Below are 23,824 nucleotides of genomic sequence, written 5' to 3'. Positions count from 1 at the left end.
TTTATTCTTCTTGGTCACTTATTGTATTTATACTGATAGTATTTTCCTTTAAACCATCTCCCGATGCGGTTAGGGTAGTGGTTCCGGCTTCTTTTGCAGCCTGTACTACCACCAGGCACTTACCGTTAAGGGCAGTATGGCTATTACCTTTGTAAGATTCATGGCTCACGGGATCTCCGCTGCAAACACCTACAATCTTACCATTGCCCTTTACACTAAAATGAATTTCATTGTTAGCCGTAGCAGCAAATACACCTTTGTCATCTGTAATATCAACAGTAATGAACGATAGGTCATTACCATCGGCTTTTATGGTTTCCCTGTCAGCTGTAAGTTGGAGCTGTGCAGGTTCTCCGGCGGTTTTTACTTCTTTTTCCAGTACGGTTTTTCCATCTTTTCTGGAAATAGCTTTTAAGGTACCCGCCTCAAACGGAACGCGCCACATTACATGCAGGTCGTCATTTTGTTTGCTGCGTTTTCCAAGCGATTTTCCGTTAAGGTACAGTTCCACTTCGTCGGCATTGTTATAGTAGGCCCAAACATCTACGGTTTGTCCTTCTTTCCAGTTCCAGTGCGGGAAAACGTGCAGTACCGTTTTATCGGTCCATTCGCTTTGGTACATATAGTATACGTCTTTAGGGAATCCGGCTAGGTCTACTATACCGAAGTATGAACTTATAGACGGCCATTGGTAAGGCGTAGGTTCACCTATGTAATCAAAGCCTGTCCAGATATACATTCCCGAAAGGTAGTCGTGTTTTTTAATGATTTTCCATGTAGCCTCGTGGGTTGAACCCCATGGTGCCTGTACCTGATCGTAAGCCGATACGGTATTACCCGGGTTACCGTCGTAAAACGGAATGTCCCAACGCTTAGGCCACATTTTAACGGTGTCTGACTTGGTATCATAGTACCCTCTTGTAGCCAGTGCCGAAGTGGTTTCGGTTGCAATGAACGGAACTTTAGGGAAGTTTACCGGATGCTTTTCATAGGTTTGATGTGCATAATTGTAACCAATGATGTCCAGCGCTCCCGATGCTGCCAGTGCATTAGGGGTATCGGCAGTATTTTGGAATTGTATACTTACTTCATCACTGTTTACTATTATAGGCGGATTCATGGCAGCCGTAACTGGGCGGGTATTATCCATAGCCTTTACGATTGCCGAAAGCTCACGGCCTATTTCTGCCCCTTTTTCACTCCATTGTTCCGGTATTTCGTTACCAATGCTCCACATAAATACACTAGGGTGGTTGCGGTCTCTTAAAATCTGGTCTTCGAGATCCTTTTTGTGCCACTTGTCCCAGTAGTTACTGTAATCGTATGGTGTTTTGGCCTGTGCCCACATATCAAAGGCTTCGTCCATTACTATAAAGCCCATTTTATCACAAAGGTCTAAAAGCTCAGGGGCAGGAGGGTTGTGTGAGGTACGGATACCGTTAACGCCCATTTCCCTCATTATTTCCAACTGACGTTCTATAGCCCTTGTGTTGATTGCCGATCCAAGCGGACCCAAATCATGGTGCAGGCAAACACCTTTTATTTTTACCTGCTTACCGTTAAGCAGGAATCCTTTTTTCAAATCAAATGTAAATGTCCTTATACCAAAAGGTGTTTTGTACTGGTCTACAACTACATTGTTTAAAGAGATTTGTGTTACAGCCGTATACATTTCAGGTTTTTCAACCTCCCACAATACAGGATTATTTACTTTAACTTCCTGTACCAGGTTTTGTTGCTTGTTTGCGGCTATGTTAGTTTTTTTTGAGATAGATGCGATTTCTGAATTCTCTTTAAAAAGGGTAGTGGTAACTACAAGTTCTTTTGCTTCAGGATATTCGTTTTTAATGGTCGTTTCAATATTAACAACAGCCTCAGCCTCGGTAACTGTAGGGGTAGTTATAAAAGTTCCCCATTGTGTTACGTGTGCCTTATCGGTTGTTTTTAGCCATACATTCCTGTATATGCCCGAACCCGAATACCATCTTGAATTAGCCTGTTTTGAGTTGTTAACCTTAACCAGTATTTTATTTTCCTTTTCACCATAATTAAGGTAAGGGGTAAGGTTGTACTCAAAACCCAAATATCCGTTTGGACGATTGCCCAGGTGATGTCCGTTAACCCAAACATCACTATTCATGTACACTCCGTCAAAAACAACAGAGGTGATTTTTGTGCTGTCTTTCTCAGCTATTTTAAATGTTTTTACATACCATCCCAAACCACCGTTTAAGGCACCTCCGCCAATTCCGGCAGGACTGTTTTCGTCAAAAGGGAGCTCAATGCTCCAGTCGTGCGGAACGTTAAGCGTTCTTGTATTGCTATTAACAATAATAGTATCGTTGCTGTCTTTGCTAAGGTAAAACTGCCAGTTTTCGTTAAAGCTTACTTCACGATTACTAAAGTCAGTATTGTTTTTATCTCCGCAGGAAGCAAGTAATAGAAAGCCTGTTAAGGCAAAAAACTGTATGGCTTTTAAATGTTTTACTGTCATGATGCTTATAGAAAAATATCGATAAGTGGTTTTTGCCACTTATCGATATTTATTAAGTATTATTCCTTTGGTTTGTAGTGGAACACAATTAAACATACCCCTTCGCCTGTACGGCTTTGGTCACGAATAACCGCAAGTCTTAGCGAGTTATCTGAAAGTTCAACAACTTTTGTAGCAGTCCAGTTGCTTGCATCAGGGTAGTAGTCACCACCATAAAGCATCTCTACACCACCTGTAAACGTAAGGTTGTGTCCTTCAACATCAAAAGAGAAACCACCGTCTTTAGTAGTTTGATCGTTTGAGTTTAAAGCCGTTTGAGTAACACTTGAGTTATAACCACCGTCAAGGTTAAAGCTCATTTCTCCCCAGTCTTTTTGCTCCATAACCCAGCTGTTACCTGCATAATCAGGGAACCAGTTCCAGTAGTCACTACCATCAGGATTATAAGGATAGTCAAGACCGGCCCACCCGATAGGGTCATAAAAATCAAGCTCCCATGTTTTACCGTCTACGCCATTGGTTAGCATGCCCCATTCGGGATCACTAAAGTATTCTTCATTATTAGAGTCTATAGTAACTACAATAGGGCTGGCAGCTACAGGACCCCCTTCGGTATAAGCAGTAAAGTAAACAGTGTAAGTACCCGCAAACGGGAACATAACTGCGTTTTGGTGCTTATTGGAGTGACCAAGGTCATTACCTTCTGCGTCAACATAATTCCAATATGGAATAATGCCCTGTGTATTGTTTGTCATTATAATGCGGTTCGCATTTTCAGGGTCCTGAGTAACGCTAATGTTCAGGTCTGTTGGGCTTAGTGTCAAAGCAGGGAAGTCTTCGCGATCCTCCTGCGGATCACAGGAAAACAAAGTTCCTGCAAAAGCAAGTACCGTGATTATTTTAAAGTATTTTTTCATAATCATACGTTTTTAATTAATAATTAATTCCAACCCGGATTTTGTTGTATAGAACCATTTGAAAGTAATACCTGAGACTGAGGAATGGCAAACCATCCTTCTGTTTCTGTCCTGAAGTTTATTTCAAATTCACCTCCCATGCCAGAAGCATCAATTGCTGTTTTAGCAGTAGTAACTCCTTGTCTTATAAGGTCAAAATAACGATGACCTTCAAGAGCAAGTTCTAAGCGTCTTTCATTCATAATGTTTGTCATAGAAGCTGTAACATTGTGTGTATCATCGCCAAAGGCACGCTCTCTTACCCTGTCTAAACAAGTTTGTGCAAAACCTGCATTAGAATCAAGGTTAAGTTCGGCAGCCATAAGCAGTACATCAGAGAAACGTATTACCGGATAATCCTCATAGTTATCAATTTGGAAATCACCACCGTTTGCAGCAACAAGAGCTTCACCGGCTTCGTTTGTTATAGGACAGAATTTTTTCCATGCATATCCTGTAAATTGTCTTTGTCCTCTTGCTTCGGCATCAAAGTCAAGGTTTTCCCCTGCGAAGTCAATAATGGTAGCATCTCTTCTTGTATCACCTGTCTCATAAGCATTGTATAAAGACGGAGTTACAGTTGCACCACCCCATCCCTGAGCGTAAGGGCCTAAATTACCACCTCTTATAGCGATGTTAACCTGGAAACGGTTACCTTCATGAAGATCCCAGTCTCCTAAACCAGAGCTGTTGTAGCGAATAGCAAATACCATTTCGTTATTTCCTTCGCCTGCATAAGGAATATCCTGAGAGTATGAAGCAGCAACCCAAAGGCTTGCAAAGTCACTTACAAGGTCATGCCCACTGTTATTTACCACATCATTGATGTAAGCAGTAGCTTCTGTTTTAGATACTACACCAGCAAGATCTGAAGCGTTATAATAATCAGTATAGAAAAGGAATGCTTTAGCAAGGTAAGCCTCGGCAGCCCATTTTGTTATACGGCCGTAGTTGCTGTTTGAAGGCTGAGAGTAATTATCATCACTCAGATTATCAGCGGCAAATTTAAAGTCTTCGGCGATAAGCGCATAAGTTACTTCTGCCGATGATCTTGGTGTTTCAAACTCTTCACTGCTAAGAGTATGGTCTAAAGCAACGATGTCACCAAATACTCTTGCTAACTCAAAGTGGAAGTGTGCTCTTAGGAAACGTGCTTCGGCCTCATATGTTAATTTAAGATCTTCATCTGCTCCCCATTCTACATTATCAAGGTTTTCAAGAAGGATGTTAGCTCTGTAAATACCTATATAGCAGGTTTCCCATACGGGCTTATTCATTTCTTTATCTGAAGAGAATTCAAAACGGTCCCAGTCTAAAGACACATTGTTATCGGCAGTACCAAAACCACCATAACAATCATCTGAAGCTATTTCGGTTGTAAGTAACCAACCACCGTAACCTTCTCTTTGTAGTACGTCATACACGGCAACAAGACCTTCAAAAGCATCCTGTGGTGTTTTATAGAAGTTTTCTTCTACCTTATCTGTATAGGGTTCATTTTCGATAAAGTCATCAGAACATGAACCTAAAGCAAATAAGGATGTAAGTGCGAATATTTTAATGTAATTTTTCATTTTTTCAGCCATTTTTAGAAGTTAGCACTAAGTCCTATCATATAAGTTCTTGGTTGCGGGTAGTACCCCACATCAATACCTCTTGCCCACGACTGGTTTACGTTACCGAAACCAACTTCTGGGTCAAGTCCTTTATACTTAGTAAATGTAAACAGATTGTTTACAGAAGCATAAATCCTGAACTGTGTAGCAAATTTAAGCGCATCTGTAAGTTTAGTTAAATCACAGCCTACAGTTACGGTTTTAATCCTGAAGAAACCTGCATCTTTTACATAAAGGTCTGAAAATTTGGTATAATTACCATTTGATGTAGTACCATAGGTCACTCTAGGAGTGCTGTTTGAAGTTCCTTCACCAGTCCATCTGTCAAAAATATCAGTAGTATAGTTATAGAAAGGTCTTGAGTAATCCCTTACACCATAAACATTTTGGTTACCACCTGCACCATAAGTGTATACAGAGAAATCAAACGCTTTGTAATTTAACTGTACATTTAAACCATAGTAGTAATCGGGGTTAGGGTCACCAATATTGGTTTTATCGTCAGCATTAATAACACCGTCACCGTTGCGGTCTACAAATTTTACATCACCAGGTTGTGCATTTGGCTGTACAGGATTTCCGTTTTGAGCATAAGCGTCAATCTCTGCCTGGTTTTGGAAAACACCATCAGTTTGTAATCCGTAGAAGTAACCAATAGGCTGGCCTTCCTCTACACGGTTAATCTCATCAATACCCTGGAATAACAGGTTAGATTCACCATATATGATTCCGTTTTGTGTAGCAACACGTGTAACTTCGTTTTTGTTATGAGAGAAGTTAGCGTTAACTGTTATTCTCCAGTCGCTACCCATGTTTGTAGAATAGCCTGCAGCAATCTCAAAACCTTTATTGTTAATGTCACCACCGTTAACAAAAGGAGCTCCTGCACCTGCAATAAGTGGTGTTGGCTTTAGTACAAGCCAGTCTTTAGTAGTTTTGTCGTAATAGTCGAAAGATAAAGTAAAGTCATTAAATAACCTTGCATCAAAACCAAGGTCTAACTGTTCTGAAGTTTCCCATTTCAAATCAGGGTTACTTAGGTTATCAGGGCTGGAACCTACCACTAATGGTAATTCGTCATTTCCTGTACCAAAATGGTAGTTCTTGTCGTAAGAGCTGATGGTTGACATATAAGCAAAACCTTTGTCAAACTGGTCGTTACCGTTTTGACCCCAGCTACCACGTAATTTAAGGGAGTTTACAAAAGCATCTGTAGGGAAGAACTCTTCCTGATCAATGTTCCAACCTGCAGAGAACGACGGGAAAACAGCAAATTTGTTGTTTGGACCAAATTCTGAAGAACCGTCACGTCTGATTGTAGCAGTAAACAGGTATTTGTTATCGTAATCATATAATAACCTGCCAAAATAAGAAAGGATGTTGTAATCTGTACGTCCGCCCGATACGATATTTTGCTGCTGGTTAGTAGCATTACTAAGGTAAGCATGCTCAAAATCATCAAAAATAAGGTTTTGACCTGTAGCACTTTGATATTCTGATACTCTTTCCCTTGCCGACATACCCACTAATACATCAATGTTATGTTTATCGGCTAAAGTAGTTTTGTAGTTTAAAGTATTTTCCCAAATCCATGAGAAGTTTTGGTTAGCACTTTGAGTAACAGATGAAATGTTGTTATAAGATACAGAGGAAAGGTTGTACTCAGGAGTGAATGAACGATAGTTTGAATCGTTAATGTCTATACCAAAGCTTGTTCTGTATGTAAATCCTGCATAGCTCGCTTCGGCAAAAATGTTACCTACATAGCGGTTTAACTTGTTTTCGTTAAAGTTGTTGTAGTACATCAATCCGGCAGGGTTTGTAATGTCTGAACTTATATTTGAAGAAGCATACTCACCGTTCTCATCAAAAGTAGGGAAGTTTGGCGGAGTGTTCATAAACCCTCTTATTGAATTGTTGTATATTCCGTCATCCTGTACACCTCTGCTTTTTGTCCTGGCGTAAGAGAAGTTTTCACCTACTTTTAAATGATCGTCAATAAGGTTATAAGTTGAGTTCATTGTAAAAGTAATACGATCGTAGTGTGACTGATTGTTTTCACCACCTATTAAACCATCCTGACCGTAGTAAGAAAGGCCTGTGGCATAAGTAGCTTTTTTATCACCACCGTTAATAAACAGGGAATGGTTTTGTTTAACGGCATCATCAGTAAACAGGTCATCCTGCCAGTTATGGTCAACCATATTGTTTATCTGATCCTGAGAGTAAAGCGGAGCGAAACCGGAGTTTACTCGGGCTTCGTTCATAATTGTAGCATACTCACGGGCATTTAGTAAATCCAGTTTTTTGTATGCATTTTGAAAACCGGTGTAGCTGTTAATCGATACGTTCATTTTACCCTGAGATCCTTTTTTTGTTGTTACTAAAACAACACCGTTTGCAGCTCTTGCACCATAAATAGAGGCAGCAGAGGCATCTTTAAGGATATCAACCCTTTCGATAACAGAGGGGTCAAGGTAGCCGATACCGTTGTCTACCACAACACCATCTACCACATAAAGCGGAGTGCTGTTTCCGGCAGTACCTGTACCACGGATATTAACCAGCATACCTGCTCCCGGCTGACCCGATGTAGAGGTAATGGATACACCCGAGCTTTGTCCCTGTAAGGCTCCAACAGCATCGATACTATTAGTTTGCTGCAGGTCTTTACCGCTAACCACAGAGGTGGCAGCAGAAGCTACTTTTCTCTTTTGGGTACCGTAACCTACAAGGATTACTTCATCCAGCTCAGAAGCTGAAGACTGTAAGGTAATGTTAATAGTAGACTGGCCGGCTACAGCTACTTCCTGTGAAGAAAAGCCAATGTAGCTGAATACCAGTGTTGCGTCCGGACTAACGCTAATTTGGTAGTTACCGTCAATATCGGCACTTATTACATTGCTGGTTCCTTTTTCCATAACGTTTACCCCGGGTAACCCAAGGCCGTCATCAGAAGAGATAACCTGCCCCTTTACTACAACCGACTGCTGGGCAAAAGCCGCAGGAGCCAGTAATACAGAAAGGAGCAATGACAAGCAAATTGTACGTATTTTTGACGAAAGACAATTTTTACTTTCCATAATAGTTAGAATGTTTAGTTAGTGTTCGTTGTTTGTTTTTGCTACCTAGTAAGCGTTAGCAATTATTTGCTCAAATAATTCCTGCCTTCCGCTTATAGGTTGTGGTTCACCTTGCTGACGTGCAATTTCACTAAGGTTTTCTAAAGTGAGCTCTCCTTTTTCAAACTTAGCACCGTTGCCACCATCAAAAGATTGGTAACGCTCTTTGCGTAATTTTAAGTAGTTTGTGTTTTTAAGTACATGTTCAGCACAAATAAGTCCGCGGGCAAAAGTGTCCATACCGGCAACGTGTGCAATAAATTTATCTTCAAGGTCTATAGAGTTACGGCGTACTTTAGCATCAAAGTTTATCCCTCCTCTAGTTAAGCCACCACTTTGCAGTAATACCATCATAGCCTGTGTAGTCTCATAAATGTCAATAGGGAACTGGTCTGTATCCCAGCCGTTTTGGTAATCCCCCCTGTTAGCATCTATACTTCCTAAAAGGCCTGCATCGGCTGCAACCTGAAGTTCGTGTTCAAAAGTATGTCCAGCCAGTGTAGCGTGGTTTACTTCTATATTCAGTTTAAAATCGTCCTGTAATCCAAATTTGTTGATAAAGCCAATACATGTAGCAGCATCAAAGTCATACTGATGTTTTGTAGGCTCCATTGGCTTAGGCTCAATAAGGAAAGTACCCTTAAAGCCTTGTTTTCTTGCATAATCCCTGCAAGTACTAAGGAACATGGCAAGGTGTTCCTGCTCCCTTTTCATATCGGTATTTAAAAGGCTCATATAACCTTCACGACCACCCCAAAATACATAGTTTTCTCCGCCAAGGGCAATAGTAGCATCAAGGGCTATTTTTGCCTGTCCTGCGGCGTAAGCCACCACGTCAAAGTTAGGGTTGGTTGAAGCACCGTTCATGTAACGTGGGTTAGTGAACAGGTTAGAAGTACCCCATAATAGTTTGATACCTGTTTCCTGTTGTTTTTGTTTAGCATACTCTACCATAGTCTGGATGCGTTGTTCAAACTCGGCAAGGGTAGGGGCTTCGTCAACCATATCCACATCATGGAAACAGTAGTAAGGGATAGATAGTTTTGACATGAACTCAAAACCGGCATCCATTTTATCTTTTGCTCTTGCAATGGCATTTTCGTTTTTGTTCCATGCAAATGTTTCGGTAGAGCTACCAAACGGATCATCTCCGGTATTGCATAGCGTGTGCCAGTAAGCCATTGCAAAACGTAAATGTTCTTTAAGGGTTTTACCTGCAACTATGCGGTTCTCATCATACCATTTGAAAGCAAGCGGATTGCTGCTCTCTCTGCCTTCATATTGTATTTTGTTTATTGTACTAAAAAAAGATTGGGTCTTTGTGCTCATTTTTATTCCTGTAAATTAATGTTATTCTTCCACTCATTATATATATCAGCATACTGCGAAGTGAGGTGTGCAGTAGGCTCGATGCGTTCTAAGCATTCCAGTTTTTCGAAAGCTTCGCCAATTGAGGCATAATACCCGTAACCGTATGCAGCACCACGGGCAGCGCCTTCGGCACCCGATGTGTTGTACAGTTCTACTGTGGTTTGGGTAGTATTGGCAAAAATTTCCCTGAAAACCGGACTCAAAAACAGGTTGGCCTTTCCGGCACGAACCAAATCGCCACCGGCACCTATAGATTTCATTACATCAAAACCATAGTTCATGGCAAACACTATCCCTTCGCAGGCAGAGCGTACCAGTTGTGCCGACTGATGTATGTTAAAATTCAGGTTTTGTATACCTGAAGTTGCTTGTTTATTGTTGAATATTCTTTCCACACCGTTACCAAAAGGGTAGAAGCGAAGTCCTTTACTACCGGGCTGTGCTTTTGCAGCTTCGGCATTCAATGCTTCATATGAAATAAGTCCGTTCCTGTCGGTACTCATTATTTTGCGAAGCCACTGGTATAAAATACCCGATCCGTTTATGCAAAGCATTACACCATTATGCTTGTCTTCCGGTGTATTGTTAACGTGTAAAAAGGTATTGATGCGGTTAGTCGCATCATAAATATCGTTTTGCGAAACGGCATAAACCACGGCAGATGTCCCTGCTGTGGTGGCTATTTCTCCCGGTTTGAATACGTTAAGCGATAAGGCATTGTTAGGCTGATCTCCCGCACGGTAAGTGATTTTTACCTGTGGGTTAAGTCCTAATTCGGTAGCAACATCAGGTTGTATTTGTGCCTGATTGCCAAAGTTTGGTACAATCTCAGGGATTAATCTTTCCGGCAGTCCCATTGCATCTAAAACTTCGGTAGCTAACCTGCCTTCGGGGAAATTCCAAAGTGCAGCTTCTGATAGTCCTGATGTACTGGTTTGTGCCACGCCCGATAGTTTTGCAGCGATATAATCGCCGGGAAGCATCATGTGTGCTGCCTTGTCAAACAGTTCAGGCTGGTTGTCTTTTACCCATTTAAGTTTTGATGCGGTAAAGTTACCCGGGCTGCCCAGTATTTGTGACTGGCATTTTTGTGCCCCTATACTATTATATATAGTGTCTCCTATTTGTGCCGCACGGCTGTCACACCATATGATGGAAGGCCTTACCGGATTAAGTTTTTCATCGGTAAGTACCAGTCCGTGCATTTGATATGCTATACCAATACCTGCAATTTTACTGATATCGGTATTATGTTTTGTTTTAAGTAAAGCAATCCCGCTTTTTACATACTGCCACCAGTTTTCCGGATACTGTTCTGCCCACCCAAACTCTGGGGCGGCGATTTCCATTTCAAATTCCGGAACGGTTACAGATGATACAGTAGTTCCCCTTTCGGCATCCAGTACCGAAAGTTTAATTGACGAGCTTCCTAAATCTATGCCTAGAAAATACATTTGTTATTATTAATAGATGATAATTATTATTCTGTTTTATCCTTTAGCCACAACTGCTCCATTTCTTCCAGGGTTTTTCCTTTGGTTTCGGGTACAAACTTCCAGATGAAAATTGCCGAAAGCAATGCCATTATACCATATATCCAGTAAGAGAAGCCGTGATTAAACATTTGTGTAAGGGATTCGTTATTGTTCATCATAGGGAACGTCCATGATACAACAAGGTTTGCCAGCCATTGAGCTGCCACTGCCACTGCCATAACCCCTTTTATTTTGTTAGGAAATATTTCAGATAGTAGTACCCATGTTATAGGCCCCCACGACATGGCAAATGCAGCAATATAAAGTAGCATAAGTAGTAGGGACAGTGTTTGGCTACTTTGTGAGTAAAGTGCAGAACCCAATCCAAGCATACTGATAGCCATTACAATACTGCCTATAAGCATTAGTTTTTTACGTCCGTAATTATCTACCGTAAATATGGCAAGTACGGTAAACAGCATATTAATGGCACCCACAATTATGGTTTGTATCATAGAAGCATCATTACCCAGCCCCATACCTTTAAAAATTTCGGGAGCATAGTAAAGCACTACGTTAATCCCCACAAATTGCTGGAATACCGATAATAGAATACCTATTATTACTATTGCCCAGCCATAAGTTAGCCAATGCGCTTTTTTTACATTAAAAGAACCTTTAATTTCTGTTAATATACTTCCTGCTTTTTCCGGTCCGTTAAGTTTTGTAAGTACGGCAGAAGCTTCAGCCTCTTTCCCTTTCATTACCTGAAAACGAGGTGTTTTTGGTACAAATAGCAGGAAAAGGAAGAATAGGGTAGCAGGAATATTTTCCGATAGGAACATATAACGCCATCCGTCAGTATTAATCCATTCGGTAGATTGTCCTTTTACAATAAAATAGTTTACAAAGTATACTATAAGCATACCACTTACTATAGCAAACTGATTGCATGATACCAGCTTACCACGAATATTGGCAGGAGCCATTTCGGCAATGTAAAGCGGAGCAAGCATACTGGCAAGTCCAACACCTATACCACCTATTATTCTATACACAATAAAGGAAGTAAGACTGCTGCTCCCAAAGAAAATGTTCATTCCCTCAGGAAAAGCCGATCCTGTGGCAGATATAATAAATAGGGCTGCCGATAACAGCAACCCATTTCTTCTACCTATAGAGTTTGCGATTCTGTCGCCTGCAGCGGCACCAATAATACATCCTACAAGCGCGCTACTCACCATAAATCCTAAAATCGAATTTTGAAGGTTCTCTGTAAGTACCGGAGGAAGTGTTAGGAACTGGTAATAATAAAACGCCCCACCAAGAACCACTAATCCTGTAATAATGGCAAATGCAGTACTACGTTTGTAAAACCTTAAAATAAAAGAAGCAGTTAAACCAATAACTGCTACTGTGCATAATGTAATTATAACTTTAAATTCGGTTATTGCTGCTGAAGCAGCGATTACATCGTTTGAAATTTTATTAATAAAAAAATCATCAAGAGCACCTACTGCTCCAGAGATTACTGCAGTATCATAACCAAACAGCAACCCGCCTAAACTAGCAACAGCTGTTATAAGATAAATACTACTTTTACTTATTTGTGATGTTAAATTCATAAAGCACTAAAACGTTTTCACTTATGGTTTATTTGACCACAAGTATAAAACTTATTTTTAATATTAACAAAATAATGTCTAAAAAAATTTGTATTTAATAATTTATACCCCTATATGTAACAGAATTGAAAATAAAGTACAGATATTAGCATTTTCAAAAAAATCCCTATATTCGTTGACGTTTTAAAAGATATGAAGGTGAAAAAAATTATCGATAAAGAGTCGGGAAAAGTAATTGAGCGTTCAGTAATGAATTCCATTACGATTGACTGTGTTATATTTGGTTTCGATAAAGGATCGCTGGAAGTATTACTTGTTCAGCACGGTGAAGGTATAAGGAAAGGTGAGTGGGGTTTACCCGGCGGATGGATACGAGAGAGAGAAAGTATTGATAATGCAGCCCATAGGCTTTTGGCCGACCTTACCGGCCTTGACAGTATTTACCTTGAACAACTTAAGGCTTTTGGAGAACCCGATCGTTTCCCGCTCGGACGTGTAATTACCATAGGCTACTTTGCACTTATTAAAAAAGAAGATTATGATGTTAGGGCCGGTTTTACGGCATCTGACGCTAAATGGTACAAAATAGCCGATATTCCAAAACTTATTTATGACCATAACGACATTTTAGACTACAGCCTTGAACACCTTCGCAACAGGGTAAGGCAGGCTCCTGTAGGGTTTAACCTCCTGCCGGAAAAGTTTACACTTTTTGAACTGATGAAGCTGTATGAGGAAATACTGGGTATTGAGATGGATAAGTCAAACTTTAGACGTAAAATATTAAGAATGAAGCTTTTGGTTGAGCTTGATGAAAAACAGAAAGATGTTTCCCACCGTGCTGCCAAACTTTATGAATTTGACCAGAAAATATATGAGAAGCTAACTAAAAAAGGCTTCAATTTTGAATTTTAATAATCGGGCTCCAGGGCCTGTTTTTTTATTTTAACCTCACCGCATTAATGAATAATACAACCTCACTCAATTTTATTGAAAAGCCGTTTGGCTCCCTGCCCGACGGTACCGAAATTAAAAGTTATACACTTACCAATTTAAAAGGAACACAGCTTACCGTAACCAATTATGGAGCTACCATTACATCACTAAAAGTCGCTGGTAAAAATAATGATCTTGTTGATGTTGTACTGGGTTTTGATGATGTACAGGGCTATATAGACTCATACAGTCTGCCATCGGCTCCTTATTTTGGAGCTGTGATGGGGCGTTATGCCGGACGCATAAAAAACGGAAAGTTTACTCTTAACGGTACGGGTTATCAGCTTAATACTAATTTAGGAAACCATCACCTGCATGGAGGCAATGTTGGTTTTGGACGAGCGGTTTGGAAAATGACCGAAGCCGGAATTGCAGCGAGTCCTTTTATAAAACTGCAATACATAAGTCCTGACGGGGAAGAACATTACCCGGGAGAATTGACAATTGAAGTTACCTATACATTAACCGAAGATAACCAGGTAATTGCAGAGTATGCAGCCGTTACCGATAAGGATACAGTAATTAACCTTACCCAACACAGTTATTTTAATCTTGACGGACATACAGGAAATGTAAAAGACCAACAACTACAGGTTTTTACTGATACCATTGTTGAAACAGATGCCCTGAATATACCAACAGGTAATTTTATTGCTGCTGCAGATAAGGGATACCATTTCCTAACACCAAATCCTTGTCCTGAAGTTATTGATACTTCATTTGTAATTAAGGATAACAATCAGGTTGCAGCCGTTTTAACCAGTGAGAAATCAGGTTTGAAAATGACGGTACAAACCAATCAGCCATCGGTACATATATATGTAGGCGGTAACTGTGGTAGTAAATTAAAAGGTAAAGATGGAACTGTTTACCATTCACTAAGCGGTATATGCTTTGAAACCCAAAATTTTCCCGATGCCCCAAACATGGATAATTTCCCATCAGCCGTTTTAAGGAAAGAGGAGAAGTATTACCAGAAAACCGTATTTAAGTTTGAAAATAATAAGTAATAATAAACGAAAAGCAGCCTTAGGGCTGCTTTTCTAAACATAAAGTTTAATGTAGGGATAAACTCTATATGCAAACTATTTTATTTTTTATCGCATAAAGAACTAAGCCTATGCGTGTTTTGATTTCAAGTTTATGAAAGAGATTTTCACGATAGCCGTCAATGGTTTTTGGGCTAAGGCACATACCATCGGCAATCTCTTTGTATGTTTTTTCGGTACAGGCTAGTTTTATAAACTCTATTTCTCTCTCCTTCAGTACAATCCTATTGTCATTATTGAGCTTATTGATAAGGTAACCCGATACCATTTCAGAGTAGTAAAAGCCACGGCTGTATACTTCCTCCAGAGCTTCTTTAAAATTCTTAGGGTCGGTATCCTTTAAAAGGTAACCTTTGGCACCATTGGTAATCATTCTCATTACAGTATCCTCGTCATTATTTACCGAAAGTGCTATCACTTTTTGATCAGGATGGTTTTGCTTAATCCATTTCATGGTTTCAATGCCGTCCATAATTGGCATATTCACATCGAGCAAAACAATATCCGGAAGTTTTATACCTCCTTTTACGGCAGTAATAAACTCTTTGCCGTTGTTGTAAATCCCGGCAACCTCAAAGTTTTCAAACGATCCTACAAGATAGGAGAGTGATTGTGAAAACAATAAATGGTCATCTACTATTATAATTTTTATTTTACTCATGTTTAAGCATATTCTTCTATAGCGATTGGATAATTTATAGTTACCTGTGAACCTTTTTCCAATTCAGAATCGATTTTAAAAGTAGCTCCTATAAGCTGTGCCCTTGTTTCCATATTGGTAAACCCGTTACCCTTTGATATATTTTCCAGGCTAAATCCTTTACCTGTATCCGTAATAATAATGTTACAATTGGTATCTGTAAAAGCAATATTTATATCAATGGTCTCACTATGTGAGTGTCTTAATATGTTAGAAATAGATTCCTGTAAAATTCTGTATATAATAGTCTCGTGTTCTTTGTCTATTTCATGAACCTCTCCGGTTATGTCCAGGCTGCATTTAATTGTTTTGAGTTGCTTTATCCTTTCAAGGTCTTCGTTAAGCGCCTCAATAAAACTGGATTCCAGTACAATATCACCGTTCATTAGTTTTGATAACATCCTTATTTCACCTAACGATTTATTTATAAGATCTTTTAGGTTAAGCATGTTTGCCTTTGTGTACTTGGACTCGTCAGACAATATAATGTTCACCTGCATTAATGCTACCGACAGTATTTGGCATATATTATCATGCAGCTCTTTACTTACGGTTGTTAACGTTTGTTCTTTTATCTCAATTTTAGACTTGGTCAGTTCCGACTGGAAAACCAGTTCGGCAGTCATCTTTTCTATTAAGAACTTAGACTTCTTTTTCTGAAAAAAGTAAAAAAGTATAAACAGCGTTAATAACAGTGTAAAAAGTACAATGCTAAATGATATGATTAGTAGTTGTATTTCTTCTCGCTCCATATGAACCCTACTAAAAAGCAAAAATTCATTAGTAAATTTAAGAAAAATATTATTAGTCCGTAGATAGATGGATTATAATCTATCAAAAACCACTTTAGCGACAACATAAATGGTAAAAAGGGAACATGAAAAATGAGTATACCCAACACAAACCAGAAAAAGACTGACTTACTGTAACTGAGTACCAAATTAGAGCTAAATAGCTCAAACATATAGAGAAAGCTAAGGATAATTATACTTAATACCCCTACAGTATAACTGTTAGTTAAAATCTGACCAAATTCGTTTTGAATAAAAAAGTAATTAATAAAATAAAATACTAAAAATATAACGAGTAAGAGTGAAGCCAGATTTTTATGTGTCCTGGTCTTTATAAGAGACTTTAATAATAAAATGTATATGGAAAATGACATTAATATATAAAGATTAAAGACATAGTAGTTTAATAAGCCTGTCCATGTAGTAAAATATTTCCCTACAAGCTCTGTAGCTGTAGATAACCATATAAGTAATAAAATGGATTTAGCTTTATTACCGGGTAGTTTGTGTAAAAAAACCAGTCCGCAAATACCCGATAACAAAGACAAGTATACTATACCAAATCTTAAATCTTCTAACATAAATTAAATCCCGTATTGCATTTTAGGAGGATTACCCATTGAGCCATAATTAAGCGGGTTAACAGTGGTGAGATCCTGTGATGTAGCTCCTCCTGACATAGGAGTAGCCGAATTTACCTTACGACCCGTAGCAGACATAAACATTGTTGTATAACCGGCTCTTCCTACAGTTTCATTGTTTGAGTATACACCAAGATAAATTCTTACTCCGTCAACAGTAAAGCCCTGGTTACTACCTTCAGTTTTAATATATTCAATAAATTTTTCAAGTTCTTCAAGTGAAAACCAAAGGGCATTTGCATCTTCCTGACCTGCTGATGTAACGTGTTTACCTGATTTTTGAGCAACAAAGTTTGCACTTAATTCTTTTGCTTTAGAATGACTTATAAGCTGTGTTGGATGTGTAAGTGATTTAGAGTTTTCTGTTTCCATGATTAATTTGGTTTTTTGATTCCCCACAAATCTATGTCTATTAAACCTTATCTTACAAGGGGAAATAACCCCTTTTTGTAAGGGTATTATTTAATAACAGACTTAAAAATAAGGAAAAACCATTTTAAATTGTTGTAAACTGCCTTTCTTCTTTATTGAATTCTTCTTTAATACCAAGCAGTAAATTTTCTTTAGATAATGTTTTACTGGCTTCTCCTAACGCAAGGAGGGAAGCGTGCATGATAGCCGAAACGATTTGGGCTCCAGTTAGTTCATATTGCTTTGCCAGTTGTGGTATGAGGCCTTCTTCAACTTCAATGTTTTCCGGGAGAATTTTGGTCCAAAGTTTAATGCGCTCTTCGAAAGTTGGTTTGGAAAATCTTATAATCGAATTGAATCGCCTCAGGAAAGCATCATCAATATTATTTTTAAAGTTTGAGGTGAGTATTACCAGTCCGCTAAAACTCTCTACTCTTTGCAAGAGGTAACTAACTTCCTGGTTGGCATACCTGTCGTTAGACGATTTTGTGCTTGTACGTTTCCCGAAAAGAGCATCGGCCTCATCAAAAAGTAATATCCAGTCCTTATTCTCTGCCTGAGTAAATATTTTTTCAAGGTTTTGTTCGGTCTCACCAATGTATTTTGATACAACCTGAGATAAATCTACACGATATACTTCACGCTTAAACTCCTTACCCAATAATGTTGCCGTAAGGGTTTTACCGGTTCCCGAAGGACCATAAAGTAAAGCACGATAGCCCGGTAGTATGTGTTTTTTCATTCCCCATTCGTGCAGTAGTGTATCATGATGTTTCAGCCAAAGTTTTATTTGATTTATTTGAGAATCAATATTTTCGTTAACCACAAGGTCTTCCCATTCCATTTCGGTATGTACCTCTTTTGCAGGGAAATTAACTCCAAACTTTGGTTTAATGGCTTCTCCATAGCAAAGTAGGTGGATTACATCTTCGGGGAGTATGAGTTTACCGCTCATTTGCGGTTCACCCGGCTTGACATCCTCCAGCATAAGGATGTTTTTTTTGAAAAACCAATGACCGGGAGAGAATAACTGCTGAATTTGTAACCTGTAATTTACATCGTTTTTTGCCAGAAGATAAAGTATAGTTTCTCCTGTACATATCATGCCTCTGTGGTTTCCTTCCTTAACACCGGCCAATTCGGGAAACTCACCACCTTCAGGGTATACTTCCCTGATTGTCTCATCAAAAAAGTTAGGAAGTACATGAGGTACAAGTGCCATAAGTAGTGTAAATGCCTCTTCGTGTGTAGTATTGTGATTAAGTACTTCAGAGAAAGTATTCTGAAAATTATGCTGTCCGTTTTCTGATGTGTTGGACTTCAGTATATACCTTAAGTACGATTTGAGCGAATTGAAAAACATAACCAATACTATTTAGTTGTTAAAGGTAGTTTGATACTATGTGTAATATTATCTATATCATTTATATATAGTATGTTTTCGATTATAAGAGAACGACTCTCAACAGAAACCAATTTATTTAATACCGTATGACTTATGATAGCATTGGTAATAGTATCATAAACCATTATTGTCCCTTTTTTTGAAGCCATAAAAATGATACAATCATCTGCTGTGTGAAGTATTTTTATACCGGAATAATCAATATCGCCTGTAATATTTGTCCAGTTTAGCTTTACTTCGGCAGTTTCAGTTTTGAAATCAATTTTATAAATATCGCGGTTGGTTATATGGTAACATGTATAATTGATTATAGTAGTGTCTCCTAAAAATGTATTCGGAATGATCACTTTAGCCGAAATCTCAATAGTTTCATGGATTTCTATATAATACAGATAGTTGTAATCAGCCTGAATGATATAACTGTTGACTTTATTACCATATAGCACTGATTTGATACGGATGTTTTTTTCGCTATTAGTAACAATGTCTGTAAATGTATCCTTAAAAGTATAATTTAGTACGATGTTTTTATCCTGATATACTAATGTGTTTTTTCCTTTTAAGGATATAATAGATATACCGTTTGTAAGTAACACCAGTTCCGGTTGGCTAAATGTGGTTTCATTAAACGATAACAGGTTTAGTACTGTACAGGTGTCATTATTAAAACCAATGTATAAGTACCCGTTTACAATGCGTACATCATAGCTGTTTATTTCGAAGTCAAAGGTCTTTTTCCATATGGTTTTAAAGTTAGATGAGGCATCAAGAGCAACCATATTTTTTTCGTTAAAGGAAATAACAAGGCTGTCAAGCGATATGTTGTGACTAAGAGGTAAATCGTAAACATGGCTGTTATCATTCAGTTTTATGACTTCCTGATTATCAGTAATACCGTAAAGAATATTATTTACGGTAAAGAAATTATCTGTTTTCATCATCCTACTAATTTATAAAATTCGTCCGGTAGATTCGGCATATATAAATACCTTATCTACAAAAGAATCTATTCTGGCATCACCTGCAGGCCCTTTAAAAAAGGCATCGTCTGAATTCCTTAATATTTTTGCGATAGCCTCCCCTAAATCATCTCCGTTATGTATGGCAGCCCCTAATATTCTTTCACTGAATATCCACCTAAAATCAGTACCTAACTGTAAATCCATTTTTATCTGGCTAGCAAGGCTGGAAGTAACTATACTAGGCCAGTTTTTAAATTCAAAATGTACTCCGTCTATAACAACATCAATAAACCTTGATCCATCAAGGACACTTGCTTCAAATGCATTAACACTTGCAAGTAAACGCGGGTTCCTTTCCAGGAATGATAAAATAAATCTTGAACCTACACTACTATTTCCTCTGGATGCCAAATTTCTTATAAGGGTTTTTACCCCAGGCGTATTGCCTAATGTTTCCAAAGCGTGCATTACCGATTGTAACCTACCTGGGTTAAAACCTTCATAAGTTCTTAATGCCAATATAATACTGCGGGTATCTCCGGCAAAATGCGGGAGGGAAGCTAACGAGTGTACTCTTGCTGCTAACTGAGCATCACCCTGAAGTGCTCTTACCAAGGCAGAAGGGGCTTTATTATGGCCTATTACTATTGCATCACCTATATGGCTACCAACACGTGCTTCATCATCCACCCACTGTACCTGTCCGGTTGCAAGTAGTACCCATGGGTTGATATATCCTTCAATTCTGAACCAGCCTCTTCTGAAAGTAATTCGGAAGCCCCTGAATCCTAATCGGGCAAAAAGCCTTTCAGACAGATCTTCTAAACTTCTAATTCCCTGACCTATGCGCCCTGTTATTCCTCTTAAAATAAGTTTCCCTCGTTGTATAACTGCTCTTGATGTTCTTAATACTGCACGCCCTCCAGATATGATTGTCCTTGTGGCTCTTGCTCCAACACGCCCTGTGGCACTTAATATCCTTCCGGTTCCGCGACCTACTGTTCTTAACCCTCTCCCTAAAGCCCTCGCTCCACTGCCTACAGCCTTTGCAGCACCTTTCATTCCTTTTGCAATACCTCTCCAAAAGGCAGAGCTTCCCAGCAGGGCAAAAATGGCTTCTACAGCAGCTACTGCAAATGCCCTTGCTAACGATTTACTGGCACCGGGTATATCTCCGTTAATGGATTTATAAACATACTCACCCAAATAAACACCGGCTCTTATTACTGCTACTCCAATCATTATAGGGCCTAATACCCCCATAATGGCAGGTAAAGCAGCGGTAACCGCTCCACCGGTTAATACTTCGGCAAGTACAAGTACAATAATGGCGCCTATAATGGTAGGAATAAGCCAGTTGCGGTTGCAACGCCACCAATGCCCTAAACCATTACTCATTTGATGCATGGTGTAGCGGAAACGCTGTCCTCTTGTAAGCGGACCGAATTTAGCCTCTTCAGGGAACGATGATTGTGCACCTTCGGGAGCTTGTTGTCCGGCTTCCTTCTGTGGAGGGGTACAGGCCTGTGCAGCCATTTCTTCATCACCCTGTGCCATAAATTCCTGTAAACGTAGCTCAGTTTCCTCTTCATGGCTTAATGGTTCTGTAGCCGTTTCTGCTGTTCCGTCTGTTTCGGTACCCTCGCCAACAGGAGCAGGGTTAACCATTTCCGATAGGATTCCGTGAACAGTTCGTGAACGGTCTTCAGAGAATCCAAGATTTATAGTACCATCGTTACCGGTTCTGTCTGTTATTGTTTCCTGTAACTGTTCGGAAGGAGTGAACTGACCTACAGAGTCAACGTCAATATCTTCATTCGTATAAACCGATTGTCTAAATAATGCTGCATCTTCGTCACTTACAAAATCCTGTATGCCTGATGCCTGTAATTGCGACGTTAATGATGGTTCACTAAAATCGGTTTTTTCGAAAGGTAATGGTATGGTAAGGTTGGCACCAACCAGTTCTTCCTCCATCTGCCCTTCAAATTCGGCAGGTGCTCCCATTGCGGCAGCTACCTGATTACTAATAAGGCTCAGGTCGAGTTCTGATACCATTTTTGCCACCCTGTTAGCTGCTGTTACTTTTTCCTCGTCTGATTTTCCAAGTGTTTGTTGTAAAAACTGTATTATAGATGTTTTTACCTGTACCCATGTATCGCCAAACATGGCAAAGTTTGGCATAGCTCCCAGTACAGCTATCATTACCTTTAATACAAAGTTAATAATAGGAGGTTTAAAGCAATCTGGTAACAGTCTCCAAAACCATGCAGCTATGACTATAGGTAATAACCATGGGTTTAGTGCCAGGAATATTAGTTTGGCTACAATTATGGCATAAGGTTTTATAACCTGCCATACACTTTGTACCACACCTGCAATAGCAGTTCCAATTTCCTTACATTTTGTAACTACCATGTTACCTACGCGTCTTATAAGAGATGTTACCCTTACTACCGCAGCACGTAATGCCCTGAATATGGTTGACCTTGCTACGGCGCTAACCAATGAACCAAAGGCAGCCTGTAGTCGTTCAAACTGACTGCTTAGCCATTGTACAGCCCGGTTTACTAACCCTTTAAGTAATTGAAGTCCGCTTTGTATAGGGTTTAAAATAGTTTCCCGTATGGTTTCCCTGAATTTTACAAAAACCTCGTTATCCCAGTTTTCCTTAATCCATACCACAGCCCTGTATATACCATAGGCTGCTGCACCTATTAGTAAAAACGGACCAACAGGGGAGAGCATGAGTATAATACCCCCAATAATCATTAACGGGGTCTTTATGGGCTCAATAGCTTCTTTAATCCAGTTCCATGCCTGTGTTGCTTTTTCTGCAAGCCAGTCCCAGGCTGATGTTGCACTGCTCCAGGCAATATTAAATTGTTTTTTTATCCAGTCCCAAGCTTTTTTAAGTCCGTTTATAATTGGTTTTATAAGATTCCATACCCATTTGGCCTTTTCAACAATCCAGTCCCAAGCGACTCTTGCATAGTGCTTAATGGCATCTATGGCAGGCTTTCCGTAATTTGTCCATAAAGAACTAAAGAAACCACTTACTTTATTAAACACAGCTCTTAGCCTTGCTAATGCTGCCCCGCCAATGCTTTTCAGGAAGTTAAAAATCTTATCGGCAAGTATGGCAAAACTACGGCAGGCTTCTTCAACCTGTCCCTGTAGGCTCAGTACAATTCCGTCAATAAAGGAAGATAGTACCCCGTCGAGCCCTTCTTCCTGAAGTCGGGTAAATAAACCTCCGGTAAGGGCATCAATACCCCGGCCTATCATGTCCCTGATGTTTTCCCAAATGTTACCTCTTAAAAAGGGAAGTAACCCGGGGGCAATTCTATTAATAATATCTACCGCCTGGTCTTCCACCCATTCTATAACCTGTCCGCCAAAACGTATCGCTGCGCCACCGGTATAATCCCATGCTGTAGATGCGGCGCTGCTTATGCCACTACCTATGTCGTCAAGTAAATTCCTCTGGATTGTAGCAGGTTTTTTTTGTACTTTTTTTGAAATACTGCCACCTTGCTGTATAGTATGGGTAAGTTCGTGCGCCAGCAGGTGTTTCCCAGAGTGGGTATTGGGGTTGTATTTACCCTCATTAAAATAAATATCGTTGCCCACGGTAAATGCCTGTGCGTTGAGTTCGCGGCTCATTTGTACAGCCTGGCTGCCTGTATGGATACGTACTTGCGAGAAATCAGCTTCAAATCTATTCTCCATAAAACTTTTAGTACTTATATCCATAGGACTTCCTGTACCTTTTGAAGAAAGGATATTACTTTCTACATGAGATGGAGCGACAGATGTAGTTTCACCTGTACCTGAGCGTTGAACAAATGGCGTTATGGTTTCTGAAAGTGATTTTTTCTGTATTTTTTGTTCTTCCTCCTCACATTTAGAACACTTGCGTTGTATGGAAGTGTAAGCTGTAGAGAGTGATTTTTTTCGTATTTTGTTTTCCTCTTCCTCACATTTGGTGCATTTTTTTTGTATGGACGGAGGTGTGGGGGTAAAGCTATGTAGTGAGATGTTCTGCATTTGCATCACCCTGTCGGCCATAGTATCAGCTTCAGCTTCAAAAGCATCATTTTCTGCACCTACGGTCAACTTTTTCTGTACCACAGGTGTAAAAACCGGAGCATTAGATTTTGCTGCCTTGGCTTTTGGTTCGTTATTTTGAAGCTGTTGATGCATTATT

At 39.5% G+C, this 23,824-nt stretch carries 15 protein-coding genes; 2 read left to right on the top strand and 13 right to left on the bottom strand.

The window, feature by feature from the left end; translation table 11 throughout:
- Position 1: 1 nt before the first annotated feature.
- From ABS768_RS07550 to xylE, 7 genes are read right to left on the bottom strand one after another with little or no spacing between them, the layout of a single operon-like run.
- On the bottom strand, positions 2-2,494 hold the full coding sequence (locus tag ABS768_RS07550; RefSeq protein ID WP_408074358.1) for a glycoside hydrolase family 2 TIM barrel-domain containing protein: 2,493 nt from the start codon (positions 2,492-2,494) through the stop codon (positions 2-4).
- 59 nt (positions 2,495-2,553) lie between these two features.
- Positions 2,554-3,411: a hypothetical protein gene (locus ABS768_RS07545; protein WP_408074357.1), complete on the bottom strand. Its 858-nt coding sequence runs from the start codon at positions 3,409-3,411 to the stop codon at positions 2,554-2,556.
- A 23-nt stretch (positions 3,412-3,434) separates the two neighbouring features.
- Positions 3,435-5,024, bottom strand: coding sequence for a RagB/SusD family nutrient uptake outer membrane protein (locus ABS768_RS07540; RefSeq protein WP_408074356.1), 1,590 nt, complete (start codon positions 5,022-5,024; stop codon positions 3,435-3,437).
- Positions 5,025-5,038: 14 nt separating this feature from the next.
- Positions 5,039-8,149 carry a SusC/RagA family TonB-linked outer membrane protein gene (locus ABS768_RS07535; protein ID WP_408074355.1) on the bottom strand — a complete coding sequence of 1,037 codons (3,111 nt, stop codon included), beginning with the start codon at positions 8,147-8,149 and terminating at the stop codon, positions 5,039-5,041.
- 45 nt (positions 8,150-8,194) lie between these two features.
- Positions 8,195-9,517, bottom strand: coding sequence for a xylose isomerase (gene xylA / locus ABS768_RS07530; RefSeq protein WP_408074354.1), 1,323 nt, complete (start codon positions 9,515-9,517; stop codon positions 8,195-8,197).
- 2 nt (positions 9,518-9,519) lie between these two features.
- Entirely contained in the window at positions 9,520-11,013 is a 1,494-nt protein-coding gene (locus ABS768_RS07525) for a xylulokinase (protein ID WP_408074353.1), read from the bottom strand.
- Between the two features lie 26 nt (positions 11,014-11,039).
- Complete coding sequence (gene xylE / locus ABS768_RS07520; RefSeq protein WP_408074352.1) at positions 11,040-12,659, bottom strand: D-xylose transporter XylE; 1,620 nt, start codon at positions 12,657-12,659, stop codon at positions 11,040-11,042.
- 249 nt (positions 12,660-12,908) lie between these two features.
- Between xylE and ABS768_RS07515 the strand changes: the two genes are divergently transcribed.
- Both ABS768_RS07515 and ABS768_RS07510 read left to right on the top strand, forming a co-directional pair.
- On the top strand, positions 12,909-13,574 hold the full coding sequence (locus tag ABS768_RS07515) for an NUDIX hydrolase (protein WP_408074584.1): 666 nt from the start codon (positions 12,909-12,911) through the stop codon (positions 13,572-13,574).
- Positions 13,575-13,621: 47 nt separating this feature from the next.
- Positions 13,622-14,665, top strand: coding sequence for an aldose epimerase family protein (locus ABS768_RS07510; RefSeq protein ID WP_408074351.1), 1,044 nt, complete (start codon positions 13,622-13,624; stop codon positions 14,663-14,665).
- A gap of 64 nt (positions 14,666-14,729) precedes the next feature.
- Here ABS768_RS07510 and ABS768_RS07505 read toward each other — a convergent pair whose 3' ends face one another.
- The 6 genes from ABS768_RS07505 to ABS768_RS07480 all read right to left on the bottom strand — a co-directional run bounded on the left by ABS768_RS07505 (position 14,730) and on the right by ABS768_RS07480 (position 23,820).
- Positions 14,730-15,365, bottom strand: coding sequence for a response regulator (locus ABS768_RS07505; RefSeq protein ID WP_408074350.1), 636 nt, complete (start codon positions 15,363-15,365; stop codon positions 14,730-14,732).
- A gap of 2 nt (positions 15,366-15,367) precedes the next feature.
- The gene (locus tag ABS768_RS07500) at positions 15,368-16,156 is read right to left on the bottom strand and encodes a sensor histidine kinase (protein WP_408074349.1); all 789 of its coding nucleotides are present in this window, start codon (positions 16,154-16,156) and stop codon (positions 15,368-15,370) included.
- Between the two features lie 623 nt (positions 16,157-16,779).
- On the bottom strand, positions 16,780-17,208 hold the full coding sequence (locus ABS768_RS07495) for a hypothetical protein (protein ID WP_408074348.1): 429 nt from the start codon (positions 17,206-17,208) through the stop codon (positions 16,780-16,782).
- 124 nt (positions 17,209-17,332) lie between these two features.
- Positions 17,333-18,610: an ATP-binding protein gene (locus ABS768_RS07490; protein ID WP_408074347.1), complete on the bottom strand. Its 1,278-nt coding sequence runs from the start codon at positions 18,608-18,610 to the stop codon at positions 17,333-17,335.
- Positions 18,611-18,618: 8 nt separating this feature from the next.
- Positions 18,619-19,593, bottom strand: coding sequence for a hypothetical protein (locus ABS768_RS07485; protein ID WP_408074346.1), 975 nt, complete (start codon positions 19,591-19,593; stop codon positions 18,619-18,621).
- A 9-nt stretch (positions 19,594-19,602) separates the two neighbouring features.
- Positions 19,603-23,820, bottom strand: a complete 4,218-nt coding sequence (locus ABS768_RS07480) for an eCIS core domain-containing protein (RefSeq protein ID WP_408074345.1) — start codon at positions 23,818-23,820, stop codon at positions 19,603-19,605.
- Positions 23,821-23,824: the final 4 nt, after the last annotated feature.

The organism is Flavobacterium rhizophilum (genome assembly GCF_046000485.1).
Classification (GTDB): domain Bacteria; phylum Bacteroidota; class Bacteroidia; order Flavobacteriales; family Flavobacteriaceae; genus Flavobacterium; species Flavobacterium rhizophilum.
This window is presented reverse-complemented; position numbering and strand designations above follow the sequence as displayed.